We start from the raw sequence: 26,007 nt of genomic DNA, 5'->3' as shown, positions 1-26,007 counted from the left end.
TCAGGCCGCCTGGGAGGAAGCGGTACGGCGCCTGCGGACCGCCCAGAAGACGCCCGTGCCCGCCACGACCGTGACACCGACCCCGATCACGCCCGCGAGGCCGCCGGAGAGCCGGGTGTCCTCGACGTCGCGCACGCCGTAGTCGGCGAGGGGGGAGTCGGCCGAGGCGTGCTCCTTCGCCGTCCGGTCGATGCCCTGGTCGGCGGCGACCTTCTCCAGGCCGTCGGGGTTCGAGGAGGCGTAGAAGCTGACGAAACCGGCGAGGAGGAGGGAGGCGGCGAGGCCCGTGATCCACACCTTGCGGTGCGAAGTGCTGCTGCGCACGGGAGCCAACTGCGGGGCGGCGTCCACGAGTTCACCGTTCACCCGCAGCTTCAGCCGCTGCTCCAGGCCGCGCGCGCCGTAGACGAGATCCGGGCGTACGGCGATCACCGCGCCGACCGTCAGTGCGGTGATCGCGGCCTCGCCGACGCCGATGAGGACGTGGACGCCGATCATCGCGCCGGCGACCTTGCCGAGAGAGACGTCGGTGGTGCCGCCGAGGGCGTAGAGGAGGGTGAAGACGAGGGCGGCGGCGGGGACGGAGAGGAGGGCCGCGGTGAAGGACGCGGCGGTGATCGAGCGGCGGGTGCGCGGGAGGATCTTGACCAGGCCGCGGAAGACGGCGTAGGCGACGACGGTCGTGGTGATCGCCATGTCGGTGATGTTTACGCCGAGCGCGGTCAGCCCGCCGTCCGCGAAGAGGATGCCCTGCATGAGCAGGACGACCGAGACGCAGAGGACGCCGGTGTAGGGGCCGACGAGGATCGCGGCCAGGGCGCCGCCCAGGAGGTGGCCGCTGGTGCCGGCCGCGACGGGGAAGTTGAGCATCTGGACGGCGAAGATGAAGGCGGCGACCAGGCCGGCCAGCGGCGCGGTCCGCTCGTCGAGTTCGCGGCGGGCGCCGCGCAGGCTCACGGCGATGGCGCCGGCGGCGACCACTCCGGTCGCGGCGGACACGGGGGCGTCTATGAATCCGTCAGGGACATGCACGGGTTGATTTTAGATGGTTGTTGCGAGTCCTTTGCAAGAGCGAGAAGATCCCCATTCGTTATGTGAGATCTGTCGCCCCGAAGGGCGCTCCCGAGAAAATATGCGACATTGGGGTAGTGGAAGCGGATGCATAGCCTTCACACAGGTCACTCAGCGTAAGGGGCCGCCCGATGTCCGTAGTCGAACAGTACGCGCGAGCCCATATCGTCACCGACGAGGACGTGGACCGGCTGGACCCCGCCGCCGTGCCCGTCGTCCTGCGGTACGACCCCGAATCCGATCCGCGAGCCGTCCGTATCGACCTGCCCGGAGCACATGCCTGGACCTTCGACCGGGAGTTGCTGGAGGAGGGGCTGCGCGCCCCCGCCGGCAGCGGCGAGGTGCGCGTGTGGCCGTGCGGGCGGGTGCAGGCCGTGGTCGAGTTCCACTCCGAACAGGGCGTCTCCGTCGTCCAGTTCGAGACGAAGACGATCATGCGCTTCCTGCGGCGGACCTACACGGCCACCGCACCCGTCGGCACCTGAGGCTCAGCCGCCGAGGCCGGCGCCCGGCTTGAAGCCTCAGCCTCCGAGACTGCTGCCCAGCTTGAGCAGGGCCGCCACGATCGGACCCGCCGTGTCGCCGCCGTGGCCGCCCGCCTGGACCACGCCGGCGGCCACGAGGTCGCCCTTGTACGCGGTGAACCAGCCGTTGGGCTTCTTCTGGCCGTCGACCTCCGCCGAGCCGGTCTTCGCGCCGTAGTCCGAACCGAGCCCGGCCATCGCCTTCGCCGCCGTGCCGTAGTCGGCCGTGTACTTCATGACCTCCTTCAGCTCGGCCTGCGTCGTCGACGACATCGTGCGCGAGGCCTTCGCGATCGTGCGGTTGTCGACCGTCGGGGAGACCAGGTACGGCTGGTGGAAGGTGCCCGTGTCGACCGTGGCCGAGACCGACGCCATGTTCAGCGGGTTCATGCGGACCCCGCCCTGGCCGATCAGCGAGGCGCCCATCTGCGCGCCGCTCTGCACCGGGATCGCGCCGTCGAAGGTGGGGACGCCGATGGCCCAGTTGTTCATGCCGAGGCCGTAGACCTGCTGGGCCTCCGTCGTCAGGTCGCTGTTGGACAGCTTGGGCGCGAAGTTGATGAAGGCGTTGTTGCAGGAGGCCCCGAAGGCCATCTTGAACGTGCCCTGCTTGATCTCGGAGTCGTCGTCGTTGTGGAAGGTCCAGCCCGCCAGCTTGTACGTCTTGGGGCAGGGGTGGGACGCGTCCGGGGTGATGAGGTTCTTCTCGAAGAGCATCGTCGACGTGACGATCTTCATCGTGGAGCCGGGCGCGAGGGAGCCCTGGAAGGCCACGTTGAAGCCGTGCGAGGCGTTCGCCACGGCCAGGATCTCGCCGGTCGACGCGCGCATCATCACGACCGAGGAGTTCTTCTGCTTGCTCACCTGCGTCTCGGCCGCCGCCTGGAGCGTCGGGCTGAGCGTCGTCTTCACCTTGCCGGGCGTGCCCTTGCTCAGCTCGGCGAGCGTCTTGTCGGACTCCTTGGACTTCTTGCCGCGGACCACCCGCAGCTCGATGCCCGCCTTGCCGCCCGCCTTCTTGCCGAACTTCTCCCGCAGCCCGTCCAACACCGGCCCCAGGGACGGGTACTTGGCGGTCGTCAGCTCGCCGCCGTCCCGGTCGTAGGCCTTGATCGGCGGGGTGCCGGACTCGCCCGTCACCAGGGTGTCGCCGTCCGCGAGATCCGGGTGGACGACGGAGGCGTGCCACTGCACGTACGGCTTGCCGTCCTTCGCGCTGCGCACGACGGTGAGCGAAGTGGCGTACGTCATCGGCTTGGTGAGGCCCTTGTACGACACCGTGCACTTCACGGAGAAGGGGACCTTGGCGCCGGTGGGGGTGCCCTCGGTGACGGTGATGCCCGTCATGTGGGCGTTCTTGGTGTAGCCGGTGAGCAGCGCTGCGGCGGCCGTGGACTTGTCGGTCGCGGCGGCGGCCTGGGCGACCTTGCCCTGCTGCCAGTCGGCCAGGTACCGCTTCGCGGTCGTCTGGACCTCGGCCGCCGTCAACGGGCCCGTCTTGACGGCCTTGTGGTCCGCGGTGTTCGACGTGCGCGCCTCGGCGGACGCGCCGCCGTCGTACAGCGCGTAGGCGCCGACGCCCGCGCCGACGACGGCCACGGCGATGACCCCGCCGACCATGGCGGGTCTCGCCTTGCGCCGCTCGGCGGCGACCTTCTTCTTGCCCCTCGTGCCCACAGTTCCCGATCCTCCGCGAATCCCCTTGGGCCCCCGTCGCCCTCAGCCCTCACACACCCCAACGACCACGCCCACCCTAGAGTCCCGTCCTGTGCGGGTGAGTTCACTTTCCACGCGGAGTGAGTTCAGCCACTCGCCGCCAGTACCGCCCGGACGATCGGGCCGGCCGCGTCGATTCCGTGGCCGCCGTCCTGCGTCATGGCCGCCGCGGCGACATCGCCCCGGTAACCGGTGAACCAGCTGTTGGACTTCGACTGCCCGTCCACCTCGGCGGACCCCGTCTTGGCCCCGATGTTCGGGCCGAGCCCGGCCATGATCCCGGCGGCCGTGCCGCTGGTCGCGGTGCGGTACATCATCGCCCGCAGCTGCGCCGACGTACTCGCCGACAGGCCCTGCGCGGTGGCCAGTTGGCGGTCGTCGAGGCTCTGCGCGACCAGCACCGGCTGGCGGAACGTGCCCGTCTTCGCGGTCGCGGTGACCGACGCCATGTTCAGCGGGCTCATCTGCACCTGGCCCTGGCCGATCAGGTTCGCCGCGGTGTCCGGGCCGCCGGAGGCGGGCACCGAGCCGTCGAAGGACGGGATACCGGTCTTCCAGTTGTCCCGGCCGAGCCCGAAGCGGTCCTCCGCCTCCTTGGTCAGGGAGTCCACCTTGACCGAGTCGGCGAACTTCACGAACGCCGTGTTGCAGGAGCGGGCGAAGCTCTCGGCGAGCGTGGCGTTCTCGTTCGGCGTGAGTCCGGTCAGGTTCTTGAAGGTCTGCTCCTGCCACACCGCGGAGGGCGGGCAGGGCGCCGGGCCGTTCATCGTCGTCAGCCCGTTGTCGATGAGCGTGGCGGCACTGATGATCTTCATCGTCGAGCCGGGCGCCAACTGCCCCAGGAACGCGGCGTTGAAGCCGTCGTTGCGGTTGTTGGCGATCGCCAGCACCTGCCCGGTGCTCGGCTGGAGCGCCACGATCGACGACTCCGAGTACTTCGTCACGGCCTTCTCGGCGGCGGCCTGCGCGCTCGCGCTGAGCGTCGTCCGCACCTTGCCGGCCTTGCCCTTCTCCAGGGTCACCAGCGTGGTGTCCGCCGACTCCTCGGCCTGGTGCTTGATCGACAGCTCGATGTTCGGCGAACCGCCCGCCTTGTCACCGTACTTGGAGCGCAGCTCGTCGAGTATCGGCCCCAGCGACGGATACTTCTCCTTGGTCAGCACGGTCCCGTTCCGGTCCACGGCCTCGATCGCCGGGCTCGCGGACTCACCGGTGACGAATGTGTCGCCGGTCTTCAACTCCGGGTGGACGACCGCCGGTTGCCAGTCGACGAGCGCCCGCCCGGTGGTCTCGCCGCGTACGACGGTCAGTTGGCTCTTGTAGTCGAGCGGCTTCGACTTCCCGTCGTACGACACCGTTGCCTTCACCGTGAACGGCACGGTCGCCCCGGTCGCCGCACCGGGGGTGATCTTCACGCCGGTGATGTGTCCGGCCCCGCTGTAGGACTCCAGCACGGGGTCGGCGGCGGCATCGTTGTTCGTGTACGACGCGGCGGTCACCGCCTGCCCCTTCTCCCAGGCCGCGAAGAACTTCGCCGTGGTCGCCTTGACCTCCGACGCGCTCGGCGGCCCGGTCTTCACGGGCGCGGGTCCGCTGGAACCCCCCAGACCCGAACTCCCACCCAGCGCGGACACGACGTTGTAGGCCCCGTATCCGGCCCCTCCCACCATTACGGCGAACACACTGCCGATGACGGTGGCTTTTACCCCCTTGCGCATGGGTCGTTCCCCTCCCCGTTAACAGTCCCTCGACTGTATGGGGCGTGGGGGAAAGCTGTGAGGGGTGTTGCCTTTTGTTGTCCTAACGGAGACCGGCGACGAAGGGGGACCAGACGGAGGCGGGGAGGAGGAGTACGGGGCCGTCCGGGACCTTGGAGTCCCGGACGGGGGCGAGGCCGGTGACTCCGTCGGCTACCTCGACGCAATCACCGCCCGTGCCGTTGCTGTAGCTGCTCTTGCGCCAGCTCGCGGAGCTCAAATCAAGCTCTGTGCTTGCCATTTCGGTGGTCCTCCGCCGCTTGGTCGATCATCGTCAGGGACGCGTCCGGTTGTTGTCCTAACGGAGACCTGCGACGAACGAGGACCAGGCGGACGCGGGGAGCAGCAGCACGGGGCCGTCCGGGACCTTGGAGTCCCGGACGGGGACGAGGCCGGTGACTCCGTCGGCGACCTCCAGGCATTCACCGCCGCTGCCGTTGCTGTAGGTGCTTTTACGCCAGCGGGCGGCACCGGGGAAGGTTTCGGCGACCTCGACGCAATCGCCGCCGCTGCCGTTGCTGTAGCTGCTCTTGCGCCAGCGGGCGGTACTCAAGTCACGTTCGGTGCTTGCCATTTCGATGGTCCTTCGCCGCTTGATCGATCATGGCCAGAGACGCTTCCGGGGACAACGCCGTGGCCCTGAGCAGATCGTACGACCTGCGGTAGTCCTTCACGAGGGCTGGATAGTCGATCAGTTGGCCGCTGTGGAGACCCTCCGTGTACACCACGGGTGGCGCGTCCGGGAACGTCATGACGCGGATCATGCCCATCATCATCGGGTGGGCCGTCGTCGTTTCCGGAAGGATCTGCAGAACACTCTGCGTCGACCGGATCACGTGCGCCATGTGGTGCAGCTGCTCGGTCATCTCTTCCGGCGGCAGCAACGGCTTGCGGATCAACTGCTCGTGCAGAACCACCCAGAACGATGGAGGGTCCTCGCGCTTCCAGAGCTTGGCGCGGTCCAGCCGGGCGTCGACCTGCTTCTTGACGGTCTCAGGGCGCAGCCACGGGAGCGAGGTGCGCACGACGGCGTTCGCGTACGCCGATGTCTGGAGCAGCCCTGGCACCAGCATCGGCGCCCAGTCCTCAATGCTGTCCGCGTGCTGCTCCATCTCCGCCACATCCGCGAAGTACTCCGCGTGCCCCGACTGCTTCGCCTTCCTCGCGTCTTCACAGCGGCGCTCGAAAAACCCGTCCGTCCCGAGGACCTTGTCCACGTGCCGGGCCAGATCCAGCGGCATCCGCCGCTCCCCGTGCTCGATCTGGCTCAGGAACGGCACCCCCCGATAACTCCCTTCCGCCAACTGCTCCAGCGTCAGACCCGCGAGTTCCCTCTTGAAGCGCAACTCCGCGCCGTAGAAGGAGGGGACGTTCGCCGACGCGTCGGTGTCCTTGCGAGGGGGCACAACTCACCACCGCCATTTGCTCGTTGACAGGCGTAACTCGAACTCCTTTCACGGTAGGGCCTGTCACGTCACTGTGTGAGTGATTCATCACAGAGAGCACGGAAAGGCGCACGTAGAGATGCCCCCACAATCCACCTCCGGCCCCTACGACACGGTCCTCTGCGCGGAGGAACTCCGCGACGCACTCGCCGTCCACGGCATCACGCTCCCGTCGCTCCGCGCGGACCTGCCCAGCCTCGCGGGGGCGTCCGGCGGCTCCGGGGGACTGGTCGCGCTGGGCAACTGCAACCTCGACACGGCCCGCCGCCTGGCCGTCGTACTCCGAGAGGCGGCGGAACGGTGAACGCGACACACTTCGAGGCCGCCCTGCTCGCCGTACCGAAGGCGGTTCCCGAACTACGGCACGCGGTGCGCGCGTACCTGGGTGGCGGCGGCCCGCACCCCGAAGTGGAGCTGTGTGTCAGCGAGTTGGTGAGCAACGTCATCCGGCACGTGGGGGAGGGCACGCCGGTACGGGTATGGGTCGCCCGGGTCGGTCAGGTCGGTCCGGGCGACGACCGGATCCGGGTCGAGGTGACCGACCCCGACCCGCGCGCCCTCCCCGTTCTCCTGGACGCCACCACCGACACCGGCCTCGGCGCGGAGTCGGGGCGTGGGCTGATGCTGCTGGACGCGGTGGCGTTGCGGTGGGGGGTGGAGCAGGGGGTGTCCGGGAAGGTGGTGTGGTGCGAGGTGCGGGAGTGAGGTTTCCGGGTACCTCGGGTTTCCTGGGGTCAGAGGGAGAAGAGCAGCGTGCCGAAGCCGGGGTGGTCGCTCTGGAAGGGGGCGCCCTCCGGGCGGAGTCGGCTCGCCACCTGCGCGGTGTACGGGGCGGACTTGCCGGCCCGCTTCGTGTAGTGGTTGTAGGCGATCTCGTAGATGGTCCGGAAGCTGTCCCGGGCGGAGAGTGACGACCAGTGCCAGTTGCAGCGGCCGAAAGTGGCGTCGTACGGGACGGTGCCGCCGAGGTTGTACTTGGCCGTGTACTCGTAGCCGCTCAGGAGCAGTGAGTTGGAGGCGCCGAACATGTCGAGGCCCTGGATCCAGCCGGTCTGGCAGATCTCCGCGAGGGAACCCAGGATCAGCTGGGTGTGGGCCTGGTCGCGGCCGGACTCGCAGCACTGGCCGGTGCCGGACCGGATGAGCTTGGTCAGGCCGCAACAGCTGTTCGTGTAGAAGGCGTTGTAGGCGCTGTTGAAGAGGGTGAGGTCGTTGCAGGCGACCGCGATCTGGAGCATGCCCTTGAGGCCCATCAGGCCGTAGCCGCCGTCGCCGTAGATGTTGATGAGCGGCACGAAGATGTTCTTGAACATCGCGACGGTGGCGTCGAGTTCGGACTGTGTCCAGCTGCCCGCCGGGCCGGTGTAGTGCATGATCTCGACGGCTGCGGCCAGCTTGGCGCCGTAGATTCCGGCGGCGAGTTCGGCGTCCGCGCCGTTGATGGTCCGGAGTGCGTTGGTCCAGGACTTGATGATCTCCAGGGACTTGCGGGCGTGCGCGGTGTCCTGGGTGATGTACCACATGAGGGCGTTCTGGTAGGCCGCGTTGCAGTCGTACCAGAGGTCCATGTTGCCGTCCTCGGTTCCGCTGCCGCGGGTGACGGTGGCCCGGCCGCCTGCGACGACGTAGGACGACGAGGAGAAGAAGTCGGCGGCGAAGACCTTGTAGCCGGCGGCCCAGGGGGCCGCGCCCGCCGCGACCTTGGCGCGCATGCGGTCGAGGTCGGCGCGGCTGTGCAGGACACCGGGGTGAGTCAGGGCGGCCAGGCCGGAGGTGACGGCTCCGGCCTGGTTCGCGGCGGCCAGGGCGCCGGCGCCCGCGAGGCCCGCCGCGCCCGCACCGACGACGGTCAGCTTGAGGAAGCGCCGACGGGTGGAGGGGGAGGCGCGGTGGGACTGTGGGTCGGTCACGGGGTGGACCTTTCTCGGACTTGGGGGTGTGCGTGCGCGTGGTGCGGGGGGTGCACGCGTGGTGCAGGGGTGCTTGTTCGTCTCCGGAGCCGGGTGGTCGTTCCGGGCCCTGGGACGAGGAGGACGAGCTCGGTACCGAAGGGGGTGCGGTACCGGGGGTCGCTACGGCCGTCGTGGCCGTGCCGTGGCCGGGGACGTGGCCGGGGACGCGGCCGGGACGGTCAACCAGTCGCCGTCGAGCCGGAACGTGCCCCGGCCTGTGGAGCCGCTGTCGGTTCAGGAGGCTGTCGGTGTCCAGTCGCCGAGCCAGTCGGCGATGTCCTGCTGCGCCGCCTGCGCGTCGGTCAGCTGCGGGCGGTCGGAACTCGCCGCTCCCGCACCGGCACCGCCGTTCTTGTACTCGGCGAACCGGGCGTCCTTCCACGAGAAGCCGCTCATGTCCGTCCACGGGGTGGTCCTGACCGCCGCGCCGAGCGTGGTGTTCCTGAAGGTCGTCTGCGGGACGAGCGCCGCGTTGTTGCCCGCGTGCCAGGGGCGTCCGAGGTAGAAGGAACGGTCCGAGACCGCCCCGCCCACCGACGAGTTGGTGATGAGGAAGCCGTGCCGGCCGGCGGCCGTCGAGGGGGCCGTGACGTATCCGGCCGAGGACCCGTCGTACCGCTTCTTCAGGGTGATGACCGACTTGTTGATCACCGCGGTGGCCCCGCCGAAGATGAAGTCGACGTTGCCCACCACGTACGAGTTGGCCATGTAGACACGGCTGAGCTTCCCCGAGTACGCGCCGTCCAGCAGCAGCGTGTCCTGGTCCCCGCTCACGATGATGCCGTCCAGGAACACCTTGTCCGCGTCGGTGCGCAGGGCGACGGCCTGCTGCGCCACGGTCTGGTGGGTGGCTTCGTCGAAGTCGTTGGCGACGGTCAGGTTGCGCAGCTGGACGTCGTCGGCGTCGACGCCGACGGTGGCGCTGCCGCCGGTCCCGTAGGTCCCCGAACCGTCGGGCTTCGCCGTCGAGGAGGCGTTGTTGTAGACGATCACCGTGTCCTTGCGGCTGCTTCCGGTGCCCTGGATGGTGACGTGCGGCTTGCTCGCCGGGATCTGCACGATCTCGCGGTACGTCCCCGGCTTCACGGAGATCACGACCCGGGACGCGTTGTTCACGGGTACGGCGTTCACGGCGGCCTGCACGGTGGTGTAGGTCCCGGTGCCGTCCTTCGCGACGGTCAGGGTGGTGACGGTGGCGGCGGACGCCTTCGGCTGGGCACCGTTGCCGAAGAGGCCGTACCCGAGACCGGCGGCGGAGGCGACGGCCAACGGCAGGCCGAGAGTGAGGACCGTACGGCGTCTGCGGTGACGGGGGTGGCTCGTGGTGCTCATGCTGAACTGCTCCGTTCCATCTCTTCCAGCTCTGCGCTCGGTGCCCTCAAGTCGCCTCCGGGGTGGGAAAGGTTGCCGGGTAAATGGCCGGCAAATGATGGGGCGGGACGGCAACCCGCCGCGTTCCTGGGACCACTGGAGAAAAAGATCACCGGTTCGCCCCTCGCGGTCTGCCCGGTGATGTCGTCCCCGGTCCGACAGGAACCAGATCCATGCAGCACAAGGGCACCACGGCCGACGCGCCGCAGCGGCACCGCAGAGGGAAGTTCACCGGGGCGCGGATCGCGCTGAGCGCGGCGCTGGCCGCCGCGACGGCGGGCGGGGTGATCGCCTACGCCAACGCCTCCACCACCACGTCATCCGTACCGGCCCTGGCCACCGGTGACAGCCGGAACGTGAGCGAGCCGCACGTCCCCGCCACCGTCTGCCGCACACTGGCCGCCGGGCTGACCATGGCCGGCCGCAGGTCCGGCAGCACCCAGGAAGGGGCCGCGCCGGACACCACCCGGATCCAGCAGGCCCTGGACGCCTGCAAGCAGAGCGGCAGCGGCCAGGTCGCCGTCAAGCTCGTCGCGAGCGGCAGCCACGCGGCCTTCCTCACCGGTCCGCTCACCGTCCCCCAGGGCGTGGTGCTGCTCATCGACAGCCCGGTCACCCTCTACGGGTCGCTCAAGGCGGCCGACTACCAGATCAGCTCCAAGCCGACCTGCGGCACCGTCGCCACCGCCTCCGGCGGCTGCAAGCCGCTGATCACCGTCTCCGGTGCGAACACCGGCATCGAGGGCGTGCGCGCCGCGAACGGCACCCAGGGCCGCGTCGACGGCCGCGGCGACCTGCCCCTGTACGGCACCGCCACCACCTGGTGGGACCTCGCGACCCAGTCCAAGAACAACGGCGGCATCCAGAACAACCCCCGCATGATCCAGGCCGTGAAGTCGGACAACTTCACCCTCTACGACATCGACCTGGTCAACGCCCCCAACTTCCACGTCTCCTACCAGAACGCCACCGGCTTCACCGCCTGGGGCGTCCGTATCAAGACCCCGGCCTCCGCCCGCAACACCGACGGCATCGACCCCAGCGGCGCCACCGACGTCACCATCGCCGACTCGTACATCATGGACGGCGACGACGGCATCGCCATCAAGGGCGGCAGCGCGGCGTCGAAGAACATCACCATCAAGAACAGCCACTTCTACGGCACCCACGGCATCTCCATCGGCTCCGAGACCGCCGCCGGCGTCAGCAACATCCTGGTCACCGGCGACACCGTCACCGGTACGGACGCGAACGGCACCGCCAGCGGCAGCAGCGTCGGCCTGCGCATCAAGAGCAGCGGCGTCAACGGCGGCCCGGTCACCCAGGTCACCTACACCGGCACCTGCATCACCCAGGTCAGGATGCCGCTCGTCTTCGACACCCACTACGCCACCGGCAGCGGCAGCACCCCGACCTTCACCGGAATCGTCGTCAACGGCGTCAGGGCCACCAGCTCGGTCTCCGGCGCCAAGAACGTGATCAGCGGCTACGACGCCGCCCACCCGATCGGCCTGACCCTGCTGAACGTCTCCCTCGACACCAACACCGTCACCGCCGAGTACGCGGGCATCGGCCTGTCCAACTCCACCCTCAAGCCCACCGGCACCGGCGTGACCACCTCGTCGGTCACCGGCAGCGGCACGGTACCCACCTGCACGTTCCCAGCTTTCCCCGCCCTTTAGGCTGCCGCCGGACGCAGCCGGAGAGTTCACCAAGGAGGTCCGCGGCGCCCCTCGGCGGTGGCGTGGGCGCCCGTGCCGGGCGGTCTCCGGATCGGACGAGCGCGGCCGGCGCCCACGGGCCAACGCGCACCGGCGACGGCACGGAGGCCCGCCGCGCCGTCGCTGTCCACATGCACAACCGCCCACACCCGTTACTACCGTTGAGCGCGGACACGACGTTGTAGGCCCCGGACACCGTCCGCCGGTCGCGGGTGAGCCGCGCCGCGCCGCGCTCAGGCGGTGGCGACGGCCGTCGCGACGTGGAGCGCGGTCAGGAACGAGGCGCCCGCGATCATCGTCGTCTTCCGGGTGGATACTCCGATGACGGCGTCGCCCACCTGGGCCGCGGCGGCTGCGCAGAGCACGAGCGCGGCGGCGGGACCGGGCCAGGCGAGAGGCGCGACGAGAGCGGCCACCCCCAGGGGCACTCCTCTGGTCGCGTACATCCAGCCGTAGAACCGCTCGCCGGCACTCGGCGTACCGCTCTCGCTCAGGGCGGCCGGGCGTATCCCTCCCGCCAGTGCGAAGGCGATGCTCGCGACCGCGCCGACGGCGTTGGCGCCCAGGAGGACGTTCACGACGCGTACTCGGTGGACGGTTCGGTGCCGTAGCGCGTCCAGACCTCCGCGACGGCCTCGCGCGACAACGGCTGCCCGGACTCGACCATGGCCTTGAGGTCGCGGAAGTACTGCACGTACAGGTCCGGGGTGAAGGTGTTGAGCATGACCGCCGTCTCGTCGGTCACGTTGGCGAACGTGTGCGGGGCGCCCGGCGGGACCATGACCCACGTGCCGGCTCCGGCGTCGTAGTCGTCCTCGCCGACGGTGAACCGCACGCTGCCCGAGAGGACGTAGAACCCCTCGTCGTGCTGGGAGTGGCGGTGCTGCGGCGGTCCTGCGGTGTGTGCGGGGACGGTGATCTCACCCATTCCCAGGCGGTGTTCGGTGTTGCTGCCGTCCTCGAGGATCCGGATCGTCGCCGGGCCGTTGACGATGAGCTCGCCTTCGCCGGGACGGGTGATCGACACCTTGGTCATGAAGTCTCCCTGAGTGGTGGGGTTTTGGGGTCGCGGGGTTGCCAACAGCCAGGACCCTAGGGGTGGTTCGGGCACGCGTGCAAGTGGACTCTTAAAAAAAGAGTTGACTGCAATTCAGGGGCTGCGCCCGCTATGCTTACGCTCGGCACGAAGGGATGATCATGGTCGAGCGGAGCCGCCCGAACGGGCTCAGCAACACGATGGAACGCACCAGGACGGCGATCGTCACGGCCGCCCGCGACCTCGCCGACACCGGGGCGGAGATCACGATGCCGACGGTCGCGGCCCACGCACGGGTCTCCGAAGCGACCGCCTATCGCTACTTCCCCGACCTCGTCACCCTCCTGCGTGCCGCCGTGATGACACAGGACCTGGTCGAGGTCCTGCGCTCGCGCACGGACAGCGACGACCCGGTCGAGCGGATCGGCCAGGCCGCGGAGGTCCTCGCCCGGGCGGTGCTCCGCAGACAGGGCGCGGTGCGGGCGGTCGTCGCCGCGACCATCGCGAAGCCGTCGACGTCCAAGGACCGCCCCGCCCACCGCTTCGGCCTCATCGAACACGCCCTCGCCCCCTGGGCGGCCAGTTGCGGCCCCGAGCACCGCGAGACCGTGGACCAACTGGTCCGCGGCCTCGCCCTGGTCATCAGCGCGGAGTCACTCTTCGCACTGCTGGACCTCTGCGACCTGTCTCCCGACGAGGCGGTCGCGGCGCTCGTGACGACGGCACGGCAGATGACTGCGGCGGCTGTCGCGGCCGTCCAGTAGCCTTCCCGCGGGGGGTGCCATGTCTGGGTGGATCACATTGGGTGCGGGCTGCTTCGTCGTAGTCGTGGGCGTGTTGGCCTTGATCGGCCGGGGAGTCGCACCGCACGCGCAGTCGCGTACATCCGGTTGGGGTCGGACAGCGATGGGCGGCGGCTTCGTTCTGGACGGCGGAGCCAGGCTTCTCGGCGTCTCATCCGGAGTGGGGCTGGTTGTTGCCGCTCTTGCCCTGGGACTCGTCGTGCTCGGCGTGGTGCTTCAGATCCGGGCCGGATTGTTCACCAGGGCTCGTCGAGCCGGCGACGTCGATTGAGGAGTGCCTGATCCCGTGAAGTCTTGGCTGAGCACCCGGAGCACATGGCTGCTCGTACCGATCCTGTGGGCGATCATCCTGACTGGCGGCCTGATCGGAATCGCATGCGCTCGAACATTCTTTGAAAACCCGCCTCTGAGGCCCTTCGCCTCTGAACTCCCGATGACAGTGGGCGGCAGTTTCTTCGTCGCCGTCGTCAGTGCGACGAGGATGCGTCGCAGGCAGCGGCAGCAGGACCAATGACGACAGCCTTCTATGCCTTGAGCGATGCGGCCGATCTGGCGGCCTGTTCGATCTTCGCGCAGTAGGCCGTGCGGGCGTCCTCGTCGATCCGCAGCTCGTGTTCGGGACGCATCCCGGTTCGGCCGTCGACGCCTTCGCGCAGGATGTCGGCGTGCCCGGCATGCCGGTTGGTCTCGCCGAGGACGTGGACCAGGACGGCGAACAGGTTCGTGTCGGTGTAAGGCTCCGGCCACCACGGCACGTGGCCGGGGGCATCGAGGGGAAGCGCGTCGATCGTCGCGTCGGAGTGGTCCCACGTGCGCCGGTAGGACTCGACGATCTGGTCGCGGGTCTCGTCCTCGGCCGCCCACAGATCGCTGCCGTCGTGGTCCTGCCACCGGGGCAGCGGTTCCGGGGACGGCCGGTCGAAGACCTCGCCGAAGTACCTGGCCTCGACGCTGGCCACGTGTTTGACCAGGCCGAGGAGGTTGGTCCCGGTCACCGTCAAAGGCCGCCGGGCGTCGTACTCGGACAGGCCGTCGAGCTTCCAGAGCAGCGCCTCACGGTCCCGCCGCAGTCTCCCGTGCAGGCTGATCTTCGCGAATTCATCGATCATGTGCCATGAGCCTGCCATGGGCTGCGCGCCACCGCCCCGAGTTGCTCAAGAAGCTCGCGGAACCTGCCACGCGAGATGACCTCTGAGGGCCAGCAACGCCCAAGGGGGCGCGGCACATTGCCGCGCCCCCTCGCTACGTCCGCCCAGCTACACCCACGTATCCAGCCACATCCGCGACCGCCACTGGTCGATCGGAATCGATGTCCCCGTGTACAGCGGCCAGAAGTAGATGAAGTTCCACGTGATCAGCAACACCAGTACACCCGCGCCGACCGCCCCCGTGACCCGGCGGGTGTCGCTGGAGCCCGGTGGGCCGATGATCGCGCCGATCAGCATCGCGACCGCCAGGCACAGGAACGGCAGGAAGACGATCGAGTAGAAGAAGAAGATCGTGCGGTCCTGGTAGAGGAACCAGGGGAGGTAGCCGGCCGCGACGCCGCAGGCGATCGCGCCCGCTCGCCAGTCGCGGCGGAAGGCCCAGCGCCACAGGACGTAGAGGATCGCGAAGCAGGCGGCCCACCACAGCATCGGGGTGCCGATGGCGAGGACCTCGCGGGCGCACTTGTCGCCGGCGTTGACCGGGCAGCCGTCCGCGCCGGGGGACGGGGACTCGTAGAAGTAGGAGACCGGGCGGCCGTCGACCAGCCAGCTCCAGGGGTTGGACATGTACGTGTGCGGCGAGTGCAGGCCGACGTTGAACTCGTAGACCTCGTGCTCGTAGTGCCACAGGCTGCGCAGCCAGTCCGGCAGGACGTGGCTCCAGGTGCCGCCCTTGCCGTCGGTCGCGGCCCAGTTGCGGAAGTAGCCGCCGGTGCCGTTCGCGGGGGAGAGGATCCAGCCGATCCAGGAGGTCAGGTAGACGGCGACGGCGACGGGGATCGTGGCCAGGAAGCCCAGCCCCAGGTCGTGCTTCAGGACCGCCACGTACGCGTTGCGGGCGCCCGCGACCTTGCGGGAGCCGACGTCCCACAGCAGCATCATCACGACGAAGGCGGCCGTGATGTAGAGGCCGTTCCACTTGGTGCCGATCGCGAGGCCGAGCAGCAGGCCCGCCGTCCAGCGCCAGGGGCGCCAGCCCAGGGAGAGGGTGTCGCCGGTGCGCGCGTCGGGGCGTACCAGGCCGTAGGCGTCGGCGGGCAGCGCCGCCGCGAGTTTCTCCCGGGCCCTGTCGCGGTCGATCAGCAGGCAGCCGAACGCGGCCACCACGAAGAACATCAGCACGCCGTCGAGCAGCGAGGTGCGGGCCATCACGAAGGCCAGGCCGTCCAGCGACATCAGGACGCCCGCGACACAGCCCAGGAACGTGGAGCGGAAGAGGCGGCGGCCGATGCGGCAGATCATCAGGACGGTCAGCGTGCCGAGCAGCGCCGTCATGAAGCGCCAGCCGAACGGGTTGAAGCCGAAGATCAGCTCGCCGATGCCGATGACGTACTTGCCGACCGGCGGGTGTACGACGTAGGCCGCGTCCGTGGGGATCGAGACGTGTCCGCCGGTCTTGAGGATGAGGTCGTTGGCGTTCTTGTCCCAGTTGACCTCGAAGCCCCGGTGGACCAGCGCCCACGCGTCCTTGGCGTAGTACGTCTCGTCGAATATCACCGCCTTCGGACTGCCCAGGTGGTAGAAGCGCATCACGCCGGCCATCAGCGTGACCAGCAGCGGGCCGCCCCAGCCCGACCAGCGGGTGAGGCGGTCGACGAGCCCCGGCGAGAAGCCGAGCGCCGCCCACAGCCGGGGGCTGGGCTCCGCGTACGGCGGCGCCAGCCGGTCCCGTACGTCGCTTCTGGGCCCCGCCGTGTAGCCGAAACGGCGCAGCCGCTGCTGCCACGACGGCCGCTGCTCTTGTGGGGCCTGGCCCTGCCGGGTGTCCGTGGAGGACGCGGTACTGGTCACCGCGCCATCGTAGGGAACAGCGCTGTGTGAGTCCCGTGCATGGGCGGTCTCGGTCCGGATGCGTCCGGATCTGTCGGCCCTGCGAGGATGGGAACGTGACTGGAACCCTTGTTTTGGCGGGCACCCCCATCGGCGACATTCAGGACGCCCCTCCCCGGCTCGCGGCGGAGCTGGCCGGGGCCGACGTGGTCGCCGCCGAGGACACCCGGCGGCTGCGCCGGCTGACCCAGGCGCTCGGCGTGCAGCCCAAGGGGCGGGTCGTGTCGTACTTCGAGGGCAACGAGTCCGCGCGCACCCCGGAACTGGTCGAGGCCCTGGTGGGCGGCGCGCGGGTGCTGCTGGTGACCGACGCGGGGATGCCGTCGGTGTCCGACCCGGGGTACCGGCTGGTCGCCGCCGCCGTGGAGAAGGACATCAAGGTGACCGCCGTACCGGGGCCGTCCGCGGTGCTCACCGCGCTCGCGCTGTCGGGGCTGCCGGTGGACCGGTTCTGCTTCGAGGGGTTCCTGCCGCGGAAGGCGGGCGAGCGGCTGTCGCGGCTGCGCGAGGTGGCCGGTGAGCGGCGCACCCTCGTCTACTTCGAGGCACCGCACCGGCTCGACGACACCCTCGCCGCGATGGCGGAGGCGTTCGGCGCGGAGCGGCGGGCCGCCGTGTGCCGGGAGCTGACCAAGACGTACGAGGAGATCAAGCGCGGCCCGGTCGGCGAGCTGGCCGCGTGGGCGGCGGAGGGTGTGCGCGGCGAGATCACCGTCGTGGTGGAGGGGGCGCCGGAGCAGGCCGAGGAGCTCGGCGCGGAGGAGCTGGTGCGGCGGGTGCGGGTGCGCGAGGAGGCGGGGGAGCGGCGGAAGGAGGCGATCGCCGCGGTCGCGGTCGAAGCGGGCGTTCCCAAGCGCGAGGTGTTCGATGCGGTGGTGGCCGCCAAGACCGCGCAAAAGTCCCTCTGAAGCCTGCGCGAAAGCCCCGCCGAGCCCGCCCGTAAATCCCCTCTGAGCTGGGGCGCAGTCCCCTCTGAGCAGGGCGCTCCTCCCATGAGCGGGCGCCCCATGGCGGGGCAAAGCGCGGTCGCCGAATGCAAAGTCCCGACCGGGTCGGAAGGGCGATTCGACAAGGAAAGTCCAAATCGCCTCCAACAGACGACAGGTCTGGTGCGTTCGCCCTGCCGGAGGCGTCCACTGGTATGAGGGACGCACCCGTCCCTCGCCTCCATCGGGATTCCGGGGGGAATCCCCTCGCGGGGGCGCTTGTCCAGCGGAAAGCAAGCAGGAGCTGGCATGAGTGAGATCGCAGGGCAGACCGGCCTCCGGGGCGCTGCCACCGCCGTGGTGAACGAGTCGTACTCCTTCGCCTGCATGCGGTGCGGGCACGGCTGGGAGCAGGCATACGAGATAGAGCACCACGTCGACACCGACGGCCACCAGTTCGTGATGTACGTGGCGGACGGCCAGGTCGTGCCGTCGCCCCTGAGCCGCCCCGCGTGCCACAACTGCGACGGGCATGTCGTGCGCATCATGCGGGCGGGCCAGGTGTCGTCGGTACAGGACGCGGCGCAGCGGCAGTACCAGGCGCCCCGGCCCCGGGCGGCGGCAGCGGCGGAGGAGACGGACGACTCCGTGACTCCGCTGCCGGAGCCCCGGGAACACCACTGGCACCTGTCGGATCTTCTGCACCCGTTCCACCGCAAGGCGAGCTGACCGCCTCCGGCGACCGGGCGGGCATGTCCCTTTCGTAGGATCGGGGCATGCCTGCCTCCACCTCCGCCTCCACCTCCGCCTCCGGCGACAAGAACGCGGCGCCTCCGCTCCCGGAACCCCTCCGCGTGCCCGTCGCCGACTCCCACACCCACCTCGACATGCAGTCCGGCACGGTGGAGGAGGCGCTCGCCAAGGCGGCCTCGGTCGGTGTCACGACGCTCGTGCAGGTCGGCTGCGACGTGAAGGGCTCGCGCTGGGCCGCCGAGACGGCCGCCCGCCACGACGCGATCCACGCGACGGTCGCCCTCCATCCGAACGAGGCCCCGCGCATCGTGCACGGCGACCCCGACGGGTGGTCGCGGCAGGGCGCCAGGGTCCCCGGTGGCGATGCCGCCCTCGACGAGGCCCTCGCGGAGATCGACCGCCTGGCCGGACTGCCGCACGTCAAGGGCGTCGGCGAGACCGGCCTCGACCACTTCCGCACCGGACCCGAGGGCAAGGCGGCGCAGGAACTCTCCTTCCGCGCCCACATCGAGATCGCCAAGCGGCACGGCAAGGCCCTGGTCATCCACGACCGTGACGCCCACGCCGACGTGCTGCGCGTCCTCAAGGAGGAGGGCGCCCCCGAGCGGACCGTCTTCCACTGCTACTCCGGCGACGCCGAGATGGCCGAACTCTGCGCGAGCGCCGGGTACTTCATGTCGTTCGCCGGCACCGTCACCTTCAAGAACGCCCAGAACCTGCGGGACGCGCTCGCAGTGGCGCCCCTGGAGCTGGTCCTCGTGGAGACCGACGCCCCCTTCCTGACCCCGGCCCCCTACCGCGGACGGCCGAACGCGCCCTATCTCATTCCGGTCACGGTCCGTGCGATGGCGGCCGTCCGGGGCATCGACGAGGACGCCCTGTCGACGGCACTGGCCGCCAACACGGCCCGCGCCTTTGGCTACTGAGGCCCCACAAACACTCGGCGCCCCTTTCGAACACAACCCTGAGTAGCCGTGCCGCTTTGGAGAGTGACGGTCACTCCGCTAGGTTCTGTTGGCCCGATCCGGACCCTTCTGGCCTTCTGGAGCGTGTCGGCGTGAGCAACTACGAGACCTACGAGACGTACGACCGCGGTGTGCGCGCCGATGTGTACACCGACGAGTACACCGACGCGACCCAGGTGTACGAGGACACGTACCGGCCCGCCTACGAGGCGCCGGAGCCCGTGTTCCCGCGGCAGGCGGTGACCGCGGCGCCGGGCCGCGCGGACCGCAGACGAAGAGCCGACCGTACGGCCTCCTCGGGCTCCACCATGCGGCGGCTGGTCCCGCAGGCGCTGGTCGTTGCCTTCCTCGCCGGCGGCACCACTGCGTTCGTCGCCAAGGACAAGGCCATCGAGCTGAGCGTCGACGGCCACCCGCGCAAGCTGCACACCTTCGCCGACGACGTCACCGAACTCCTCGCCGAGCAGGGCGTCGAGGTCGGCGAGCACGACGTGGTGGCCCCCGGCCCGGACGCGGACCTCGCCAGCGGCGACGAGGTCGCGGTCCGCTACGGCCGCCCCGTGCGGCTCACCATCGACGGGCACCGGCGCGAGGTGTGGACCACGGCACAGACGGTCGACGGCGCCCTCGAACAGCTCGGCGTCCGCGCGGAGGGTGCGTACCTCTCGACCTCGCGCTCCCAGCCCATCGGCCGCGCCGGACTCGCCCTCGACGTGCGCACCGAACGCACCGTCACGATCATGGCCGACGGCCGCGCCCGTACGATCCGCACCAACGCGGCGACGGTCGGCGAGGCGGTCGGCGAGGCCGGCATCGGCCTGCACGGCGAGGACACCACCTCGGTCCCGCCCGAGAGCTTCCCGCGCGACGGCCAGACCATCACCGTCCTGCGGATCACCGGCACCCGCGAGGTCCGCGAGGAGGCGATCCCCTTCAAGGTGGAACGCACCGACGACCCCACCCTCTTCAAGGGCACGGAGGTCGTCGAACGCGCCGGCCGCCCCGGCCTGCGCCGCGCCACGTACTCCCTCCGCACGGTCAACGGCGTCAAGGAGAAGCCCCGCCGCATCGACGAGGAACTGGTCCAGGAACCCCGCTCCCAGCTGGTGAGGGTCGGCACCAAACCGATGCCCACCTCGGTCCAGGGCGCCGACCAGCTCAACTGGCACGGCCTCGCCACCTGCGAGTCCGGCGGCCGCCCCGGCGCGGTGGACCCCTCCGGCACCTACGGCGGCCTCTACCAGTTCGACACCCACACCTGGCACAGCCTGGGAGGGTCGGGCCGCCCGCAGGATGCGAGCGCGGAGGAGCAGACGTTCCGGGCGAAGAAGCTGTACGTGCGGAGAGGCGCGAGCCCATGGCCGCACTGCGGAACGAGACTGCACGGCTGAGATGGGGGGTTTGGGGGGCTCGCCCCCCATAGGGGCGCGGGGAACTGCGCGACCAGCCAGGACGGCGCCGCACCCATCAGACGGCCCCGTAACCTAGGTACGTGAGCAGCAACCCCGACGCCCTCCTGGGCCCAGCCGACATCCGCGAGCTGGCGGCAGCCTTGGGCGTACGCCCCACCAAGCAACGCGGCCAGAACTTCGTGATCGACGCGAACACGGTCCGCCGCATCGTCCGCACCGCGGATGTCCGCCCGGACGACGTGGTCGTGGAGGTAGGCCCGGGCCTCGGCTCACTCACCCTCGCCCTGCTGGAAGTCGCCGACCGCGTCACGGCGGTGGAGATCGACGACACCCTGGCAAGCGCACTGCCGGCGACGGTCACCGCCCGCATGTCCGAGCGGGCGGACCGCTTCGCGCTCGTCCACTCCGACGCGATGCAGGTGACCGAACTCCCGGGCCCGCCCCCCACCGCCCTGGTCGCCAACCTCCCCTACAACGTGGCCGTACCGGTCCTGCTCCACATGCTGGAGCACTTCCCGACCATCGAGCGCACCCTGGTGATGGTCCAGGCCGAGGTCGCCGACCGGCTGGCCGCGCCGCCCGGTTCGAAGGTGTACGGCGTCCCGTCCGTGAAGGCGAACTGGTACGCCGAGGTCAAGCGGGCCGGCTCCATCGGCCGTACCGTCTTCTGGCCCGCGCCGAACGTGGACAGCGGGCTCGTGTCGCTCACCCGCAGGACGGAGCCCCTGAAGACCACCGCCGACCGCCGCGAGGTCTTCGCCGTGGTCGACGCGGCCTTCGCCCAGCGCCGCAAGACGCTGCGGGCCGCGCTCGCCGGCTGGGCGGGCTCGGCGGCGGCGGCCGAGACCGCGCTCGTCGCGGCCGGGGTGTCCCCGCAGGCACGCGGCGAGTCCCTGACGGTCGAGGAGTTCGCCCGCATCGCGGAACACAAGGCCGAACCCAAGGAGTCCGAGTAAGTGAGCGTGACGGTCCGCGTCCCCGCCAAGGTCAACGTCCAACTCGCGGTCGGCGCGGCGCGCCCCGACGGCTTTCACGACCTGGCCAACGTCTTCCTCGCGGTCGGCCTGTACGACGAGGTCACCGTGACCCCGGCCGACGAACTCCGCGTCACCTGCTCGGGCCCGGACGCGGCCCAAGTCCCCCTGGACCGCACGAACTTGGCGGCCCGGGCGGCCGTAGCACTCGCCGAGCGGTACGGCCACGACCCCGCCGTGCACATCCACATCGCCAAGGACATCCCCGTCGCCGGCGGGATGGCGGGCGGCAGCGCGGACGGCGCGGGCGCGCTGGTGGCGTGCGACGCGCTGTGGGGCACCGGTGCCTCGCGGGCCGAACTGCTGGACATCTGCGCCGAGTTGGGCAGCGATGTGCCGTTCAGCCTGGTGGGCGGGGCGGCGCTGGGCGTCGGGCGCGGGGAGCAGCTCACCGCACTGGAGACCGGCGGCACCTTCCACTGGGTGTTCGCGATGGCCGACCGCGGGCTGTCCACCCCGGCGGTCTTCCGGGAGTTCGACCGCTTGGCGGAAGGCGTCGACATCCCCGAACCCGTCGCCTCGCAGCCACTCCTCGACGCGCTCGCGAAGGGCGACCCGGACGCGCTGGCCGCCGCCGTCTCCAACGACCTTCAGCCGGCGGCCCTTTCGCTCTTCCCGGAACTCGCGGACACCCTCGCCGCGGGCCGCGCGGCGGGCGCGCTCGCCGCGCTGGTCTCCGGCTCGGGCCCGACGACGGCGTTCCTCGCCCGCGACCCCGGGGCGGCTGCGAAGGTGGCCGAGGCGCTGACGGCGTCGGGAACATGCCGGACGGTACGTACGGCGGCGGGTCCGGCGGCCGGCGCGACCGTGATCGCCCGACCTTCACACGAGACACACGAAAACCCCGCCTGAACTGCGAAAACGCGCGTGTGCGGTGTTATCGAAACCACATTGATTTAATGTTCGCCAATCAACCCCATGATCCCTTTCACGGCGTATGTCCTACAGGGTACGGCTGGCATGATCAGCCGACCCCGGTCCTCGTTACCGGCGGTACTCCCTGCGCGCGCGGTCTCGCCGCGCCACGCCCGAGAGGAACCTCCCCATGGGCCACATGGACCACTTCAGCGCCGGCTGGGTCACCCCGGTCCTGTCCTACGCGATGGCCTGCGTCGGCGCCGCGCTCGGACTGCGCTGCACCGTAAGGGCACTTGAGGCGGACGGCGCCTCCAAACGGAACTGGCTGACCCTCGCCTCCGTCGCCATCGGCTCCGGCATCTGGACCATGCACTTCGTGGCCATGCTCGGCTTCAGCGTCGAAGGCACCCCCATCCGCTACGACGTTCCGCTCACCGTCCTCAGCCTGCTGATGTCGATCGGCGTGGTCGCCGCCGGTGTCTTCACCGCCGGATACGGCCGCTCCCGCGTCACCTCGGTCGCCTTCGGCGGACTCGGCACCGGCCTCGGCGTCGCCGCCATGCACTACACCGGCATGGCCGCGCTCGACCTGCACGGCCAGATCTCCTACGACCCCTGGCTGGTCATCGCCTCCATCGTGATCGCCGTCGTCGCCGCGACCGCCGCCCTCACCCTCACCCTGATCGTCCGGGGCCCGGTCCTCGCCACGCTCGCCGCCCTCGTCATGGGACTCGCGGTCAGCACCATGCACTACACCGGCATGTACGCCGTGGGCGTCACCCTCGCCCCCAGCGGCGCGACCCTCTCCGGCGCCACCGCGACGGAGTTCATCTTCCCGCTCGCCGTCGTCCTCGGCTCCTTCCTCTTCCTGGCCTCCGCCTACGTCGCCCTCTCCCCGACCGGCAAGCGCCACGAGTCGGCCTTCGCGGCCGAGCTGCTGCGCGAGGCCGAACTCGCCACGGTCTGAACCCACTTCGGCCGCCACGGCACGGGTCGCCGCGTGAGCTCCGAACCGACCGCGGCCCGCCCCGACTTCCACCAGCCCTACGGCAACGGCTCCCCGCTCCCTCGGGCGCCGGTCGTCGATCGATATGCCGAACACGTCATGGACCGACCCGACTTCAACCGCCCCCACGGCATCGGCCCCCGCTCTCCGGGGCGCCGCTGCCGGCCGCCGATCGGCGTCGAACACGCCCCGGCCCGAGCCGACTTCGGCTCCTCGCGGCACCGGCCCCCGCCCCGGGGCCCCGCCCCCGAATCGCTGCGCGAGATCCAACTCGCCACGGTCTGAGCCCGCTTCGGCTCTCCTCACGGCACCGGCCCGCCAACTCCCCCGGCGGACAGCGCCGTTCGAACCACCCGCACTTCCCCTCCCGAACGAGGTCCCCCATGCGTGTGCTGCGCGCACCGGCCCGACTGCGCCCCAGATCCGTCCGCGCGAAGATCGTCGCCCTGCTGATGCTGCCCGTCGTGTCCCTGATGGCCCTGTGGGGCTTCGCCGCGGTGACGACCGCGTCGAGCATCGCCGACACCGAGACCGCCAAGGACGTCAACTCCGAACTCCTCACCCCCGTGGCGGAGTTCATCACCGCCGTGCAGGGCGAGCGGACCGCCGCCCTGCGCCGCACTGCCGCCCCGGCCGCCTTCAAGGCCGCCACCAAGGTCACCGACACGGCCGCCGCCGCACTGCGCTACGGCGTCAACGACTCCAGCTCGGACGCGGCACTCATCGACTCCTCGCTGCCGGGCCGCATCGACAAACTGGAGGCCGACGCCGACGGCCTCGCGGCGCTGCGTCTGAGCGCCACCGCCAAGAGCGCCAAGTCGACCGCCACGTACGCCAGTTACTCGGCGATCGTCGAGCACGGCTTCTCCGTCACCGGTGCCCTCACCGGCGACAAGACCGCCGCCGACGCCTCCGAGGCACGCGTGGTGCTCGAACTCTCCCGGGCCCGCGAGGCGGTTGCCCAGGAACAGGCGCTGCTGGGCGCCGCCCGCGCCGGGGGCGAGCTGACGCAGGACCAGTACGCGCTGTTCGTCGGCGCCGTCGCCACGCAGCGCGAGCTGCTCGAACCCGCGGTCGCCGACCTCAAGGCCGAGCACCGCAAGGCGTACCGCAAGATCCTGGACGGCACCGGCTACGCCCAGTTCCAGGCCGTCGAGAACCGGGTGCGCAGCGCGGGCCCCGGCACCTCCGCCGTCTCCGGCGGACTGCTGCGCGGCTGGGACTCCGCCGCGAGCGGAGTGCTCACCGGGCTCGACGCGGCCGAGACCAAGGCCGGTACGGGAGCCACGGCCGCCGCCGACCCCTTCGGCTGGGACACGCTCGGCGCCTCCGGGATCGCCGTCGTCCTCGGCCTGGTCGGCGTGCTGCTGTCGCTGCTGGTCTCCGTGCTCGTCGGCCGCGGCCTCATCGTCGAACTCCTCGACCTGCGCAACTCCGCCCTCGAAGTGGCCGGCCGCAGCCTCCCGCGGGCCATGCGCCGACTGCACGCCGGACAGGGCGTCGACATCGACGCCGAGGCCCCCATGCGCCGCCTCGCCGGTGACGAACTCGCCCAGGTCGGCACCGCGTTGACCGCCGTCCAGCGCGCCGCCCTCAGGGCCGCCTCCGAACGCGCCGAACTCCTCAGCGGCATCTCCGGCGTCTACGTCAGCCTCGCGCGCCGCAGCCAGGTCCTCCTGCACCGCCAACTCGACCTGCTCGACGCGATGGTGCGCCGCCAGCGCGACCCGTCCGAACTCCAGGAGCTGTACCGCGTCGACTACCTCGCCACCCGCATGCGCCGCCACTCCGAGAGCCTGCTGATCCTCTCCGGCATCGCACCCGGCCGCGGCTGGCGCGACCCGATCCCGCTGACCGACATCCTGCGCGCGGCCGTCGCCGAGATCGAGAACTCCTCCCGCGTGCAGATCTGGGCCGTACCGAAGGTGTCACTGACCGGCGGCTCGGTCGCCGACGTGATCCACCTGCTCGCCGAACTGGTCGAGAACGCCACCGCGTTCTCCCCGCCCAGCACCCAGGTGCAGCTGCGCGCGGCCCGGTTGAAGGAGGGCGTCCTCATCGAGATCGAGGACAGCGGCTTCGGCATGAAGGACGACGCGCTGGCCGACGCCAACCGCAAGATCCAGTCCGAGAAGGTCGACCTCCTCGACGCCAAGCAGATCGGCCTCTTCGTGGTCAACCGGCTGCGCGAACGCCAGGGCCTGCGCGTCGAGATACGGCACTCGCGCAGCGGCGGCGTCACGGCCGCCGTACTCATCCCCGAAGGCCTGATGCGCGACGACATGCCCGTGGGCGAACAGCAACAGGCCACCGGCGGACGGGGGTTGGCACCGGCCTCGGCCCTCGTCCCGCAGCAGCGACTGCGCGGTGCGGGAGCCTGAGGCACCGCCGGGTCCCTCCCCACCATCTCCACACAGATGTACCGCAATCGCAGTACAGGTGGGGCGGATGGGACGGATAGGTTCGTTTGATACTTCAAGTGCACTTGCTGGAAGGCTCACTTCAGTGTCCGACACCCCCACCTCGTCGTCCCCCACCCCGTCCCACCGCAGGAAGAGGTCCCTCTCGCGTCGCGGCGCGATAGGGGCCGCCGGAGCGGTCGCCGCCGGGGCCGCCCTC

At 70.4% G+C, this 26,007-nt stretch carries 25 protein-coding genes and 1 pseudogene; 14 read left to right on the top strand and 12 right to left on the bottom strand.

Annotated features, from left to right (window positions below):
• Positions 1-1,032, bottom strand: coding sequence for an energy-coupling factor ABC transporter permease (locus tag ACQHII_RS20360; RefSeq protein WP_427920638.1), 1,032 nt, complete (start codon positions 1,030-1,032; stop codon positions 1-3).
• Positions 1,033-1,202: 170 nt separating this feature from the next.
• On the opposite strand from ACQHII_RS20360, the gene ACQHII_RS20355 reads away from it, so the two are divergent.
• The gene (locus ACQHII_RS20355) at positions 1,203-1,556 is read left to right on the top strand and encodes an SsgA family sporulation/cell division regulator (RefSeq protein ID WP_427920637.1); all 354 of its coding nucleotides are present in this window, start codon (positions 1,203-1,205) and stop codon (positions 1,554-1,556) included.
• A gap of 36 nt (positions 1,557-1,592) precedes the next feature.
• Here the strand turns inward: ACQHII_RS20355 and ACQHII_RS20350 are convergent, their stop codons facing one another.
• The 5 genes from ACQHII_RS20350 to ACQHII_RS20330 all read right to left on the bottom strand — a co-directional run bounded on the left by ACQHII_RS20350 (position 1,593) and on the right by ACQHII_RS20330 (position 6,474).
• A complete protein-coding gene (locus ACQHII_RS20350) occupies positions 1,593-3,215 on the bottom strand; it encodes a penicillin-binding transpeptidase domain-containing protein (RefSeq protein WP_427925367.1) in 1,623 nt (540 codons plus the stop codon).
• A gap of 182 nt (positions 3,216-3,397) precedes the next feature.
• The gene (locus tag ACQHII_RS20345) at positions 3,398-5,029 is read right to left on the bottom strand and encodes a penicillin-binding transpeptidase domain-containing protein (protein WP_427920636.1); all 1,632 of its coding nucleotides are present in this window, start codon (positions 5,027-5,029) and stop codon (positions 3,398-3,400) included.
• A gap of 82 nt (positions 5,030-5,111) precedes the next feature.
• A complete protein-coding gene (locus ACQHII_RS20340; RefSeq protein ID WP_427920635.1) occupies positions 5,112-5,309 on the bottom strand; it encodes a DUF397 domain-containing protein in 198 nt (65 codons plus the stop codon).
• Positions 5,310-5,366: 57 nt separating this feature from the next.
• A complete protein-coding gene (locus ACQHII_RS20335; RefSeq protein WP_427920634.1) occupies positions 5,367-5,642 on the bottom strand; it encodes a DUF397 domain-containing protein in 276 nt (91 codons plus the stop codon).
• Entirely contained in the window at positions 5,623-6,474 is an 852-nt protein-coding gene (locus tag ACQHII_RS20330; protein WP_427920633.1) for a helix-turn-helix domain-containing protein, read from the bottom strand. The genes ACQHII_RS20335 and ACQHII_RS20330 overlap by 20 nt, the downstream gene beginning before the upstream one ends.
• 118 nt (positions 6,475-6,592) lie before the next feature.
• Between ACQHII_RS20330 and ACQHII_RS20325 the strand changes: the two genes are divergently transcribed.
• Positions 6,593-6,817 carry a hypothetical protein gene (locus tag ACQHII_RS20325; RefSeq protein WP_427920632.1) on the top strand — a complete coding sequence of 75 codons (225 nt, stop codon included), beginning with the start codon at positions 6,593-6,595 and terminating at the stop codon, positions 6,815-6,817.
• A complete protein-coding gene (locus ACQHII_RS20320; RefSeq protein WP_427920631.1) occupies positions 6,814-7,218 on the top strand; it encodes an ATP-binding protein in 405 nt (134 codons plus the stop codon). Before ACQHII_RS20325 ends, ACQHII_RS20320 begins: the two co-directional genes overlap by 4 nt.
• A 29-nt stretch (positions 7,219-7,247) precedes the next feature.
• Here the strand turns inward: ACQHII_RS20320 and ACQHII_RS20315 are convergent, their stop codons facing one another.
• Together ACQHII_RS20315 and ACQHII_RS20310 are read right to left on the bottom strand one after the other, a co-directional pair.
• Positions 7,248-8,423: an alginate lyase family protein gene (locus ACQHII_RS20315; protein ID WP_427920630.1), complete on the bottom strand. Its 1,176-nt coding sequence runs from the start codon at positions 8,421-8,423 to the stop codon at positions 7,248-7,250.
• A gap of 276 nt (positions 8,424-8,699) precedes the next feature.
• Positions 8,700-9,671, bottom strand: a pseudogene (locus tag ACQHII_RS20310) (pectinesterase family protein); the annotation flags it as partial.
• A 338-nt stretch (positions 9,672-10,009) separates the two neighbouring features.
• Here ACQHII_RS20310 and ACQHII_RS20305 point away from each other — a divergent pair.
• Positions 10,010-11,518, top strand: a complete 1,509-nt coding sequence (locus ACQHII_RS20305) for a glycoside hydrolase family 28 protein (RefSeq protein WP_427920629.1) — start codon at positions 10,010-10,012, stop codon at positions 11,516-11,518.
• A 272-nt stretch (positions 11,519-11,790) separates the two neighbouring features.
• Here the strand turns inward: ACQHII_RS20305 and ACQHII_RS20300 are convergent, their stop codons facing one another.
• Together ACQHII_RS20300 and ACQHII_RS20295 are read right to left on the bottom strand one after the other, a co-directional pair.
• Complete coding sequence (locus ACQHII_RS20300) at positions 11,791-12,135, bottom strand: hypothetical protein (protein WP_427920628.1); 345 nt, start codon at positions 12,133-12,135, stop codon at positions 11,791-11,793.
• The gene (locus ACQHII_RS20295; RefSeq protein ID WP_427920627.1) at positions 12,132-12,593 is read right to left on the bottom strand and encodes a cupin domain-containing protein; all 462 of its coding nucleotides are present in this window, start codon (positions 12,591-12,593) and stop codon (positions 12,132-12,134) included. The genes ACQHII_RS20300 and ACQHII_RS20295 overlap by 4 nt, the downstream gene beginning before the upstream one ends.
• 161 nt (positions 12,594-12,754) lie before the next feature.
• Between ACQHII_RS20295 and ACQHII_RS20290 the strand changes: the two genes are divergently transcribed.
• Entirely contained in the window at positions 12,755-13,357 is a 603-nt protein-coding gene (locus tag ACQHII_RS20290) for a TetR/AcrR family transcriptional regulator (RefSeq protein WP_427920626.1), read from the top strand.
• A 563-nt stretch (positions 13,358-13,920) separates the two neighbouring features.
• Here ACQHII_RS20290 and ACQHII_RS20285 read toward each other — a convergent pair.
• Positions 13,921-14,505 (bottom strand): DinB family protein, encoded by a 585-nt coding sequence (locus ACQHII_RS20285; RefSeq protein WP_427920625.1) that lies wholly within the window; start codon positions 14,503-14,505, stop codon positions 13,921-13,923.
• 147 nt (positions 14,506-14,652) lie between these two features.
• Positions 14,653-16,395 (bottom strand): dolichyl-phosphate-mannose--protein mannosyltransferase, encoded by a 1,743-nt coding sequence (locus ACQHII_RS20280; protein WP_427920624.1) that lies wholly within the window; start codon positions 16,393-16,395, stop codon positions 14,653-14,655.
• 95 nt (positions 16,396-16,490) lie between these two features.
• On the opposite strand from ACQHII_RS20280, the gene rsmI reads away from it, so the two are divergent.
• The 9 genes from rsmI (at position 16,491) to ACQHII_RS20235 (ending at position 25,769) form a co-directional block, all read left to right on the top strand.
• Complete coding sequence (gene rsmI / locus ACQHII_RS20275) at positions 16,491-17,342, top strand: 16S rRNA (cytidine(1402)-2'-O)-methyltransferase (RefSeq protein ID WP_427920623.1); 852 nt, start codon at positions 16,491-16,493, stop codon at positions 17,340-17,342.
• 327 nt (positions 17,343-17,669) lie between these two features.
• On the top strand, positions 17,670-18,089 hold the full coding sequence (locus ACQHII_RS20270) for a hypothetical protein (RefSeq protein WP_427920622.1): 420 nt from the start codon (positions 17,670-17,672) through the stop codon (positions 18,087-18,089).
• A 47-nt stretch (positions 18,090-18,136) separates the two neighbouring features.
• Positions 18,137-19,039, top strand: coding sequence for a TatD family hydrolase (locus ACQHII_RS20265; protein WP_427920621.1), 903 nt, complete (start codon positions 18,137-18,139; stop codon positions 19,037-19,039).
• A gap of 131 nt (positions 19,040-19,170) precedes the next feature.
• A complete protein-coding gene (locus tag ACQHII_RS20260) occupies positions 19,171-20,469 on the top strand; it encodes a ubiquitin-like domain-containing protein (protein WP_427920620.1) in 1,299 nt (432 codons plus the stop codon).
• Positions 20,470-20,570: 101 nt separating this feature from the next.
• A complete protein-coding gene (rsmA, locus tag ACQHII_RS20255; protein WP_427920619.1) occupies positions 20,571-21,446 on the top strand; it encodes a 16S rRNA (adenine(1518)-N(6)/adenine(1519)-N(6))-dimethyltransferase RsmA in 876 nt (291 codons plus the stop codon).
• Positions 21,447-22,376, top strand: coding sequence for a 4-(cytidine 5'-diphospho)-2-C-methyl-D-erythritol kinase (locus tag ACQHII_RS20250; RefSeq protein ID WP_427920618.1), 930 nt, complete (start codon positions 21,447-21,449; stop codon positions 22,374-22,376).
• 193 nt (positions 22,377-22,569) lie between these two features.
• The gene (locus tag ACQHII_RS20245) at positions 22,570-23,349 is read left to right on the top strand and encodes an MHYT domain-containing protein (RefSeq protein WP_427920617.1); all 780 of its coding nucleotides are present in this window, start codon (positions 22,570-22,572) and stop codon (positions 23,347-23,349) included.
• A 33-nt stretch (positions 23,350-23,382) separates the two neighbouring features.
• Positions 23,383-23,673 (top strand): hypothetical protein, encoded by a 291-nt coding sequence (locus ACQHII_RS20240; RefSeq protein ID WP_427920616.1) that lies wholly within the window; start codon positions 23,383-23,385, stop codon positions 23,671-23,673.
• Between the two features lie 98 nt (positions 23,674-23,771).
• A complete protein-coding gene (locus ACQHII_RS20235; RefSeq protein WP_427920615.1) occupies positions 23,772-25,769 on the top strand; it encodes a sensor histidine kinase in 1,998 nt (665 codons plus the stop codon).
• Positions 25,770-26,007 lie beyond the last annotated feature (238 nt).

Source organism: Streptomyces sp. cg40, assembly GCF_050320165.1.
In the GTDB taxonomy this organism is placed as follows: Bacteria; Actinomycetota; Actinomycetes; order Streptomycetales; family Streptomycetaceae; genus Streptomyces; species Streptomyces hokutonensis.
The sequence above is the reverse complement of the archived record's forward strand: the minus strand, read 5'-3'. Positions and strand labels throughout refer to the sequence as shown.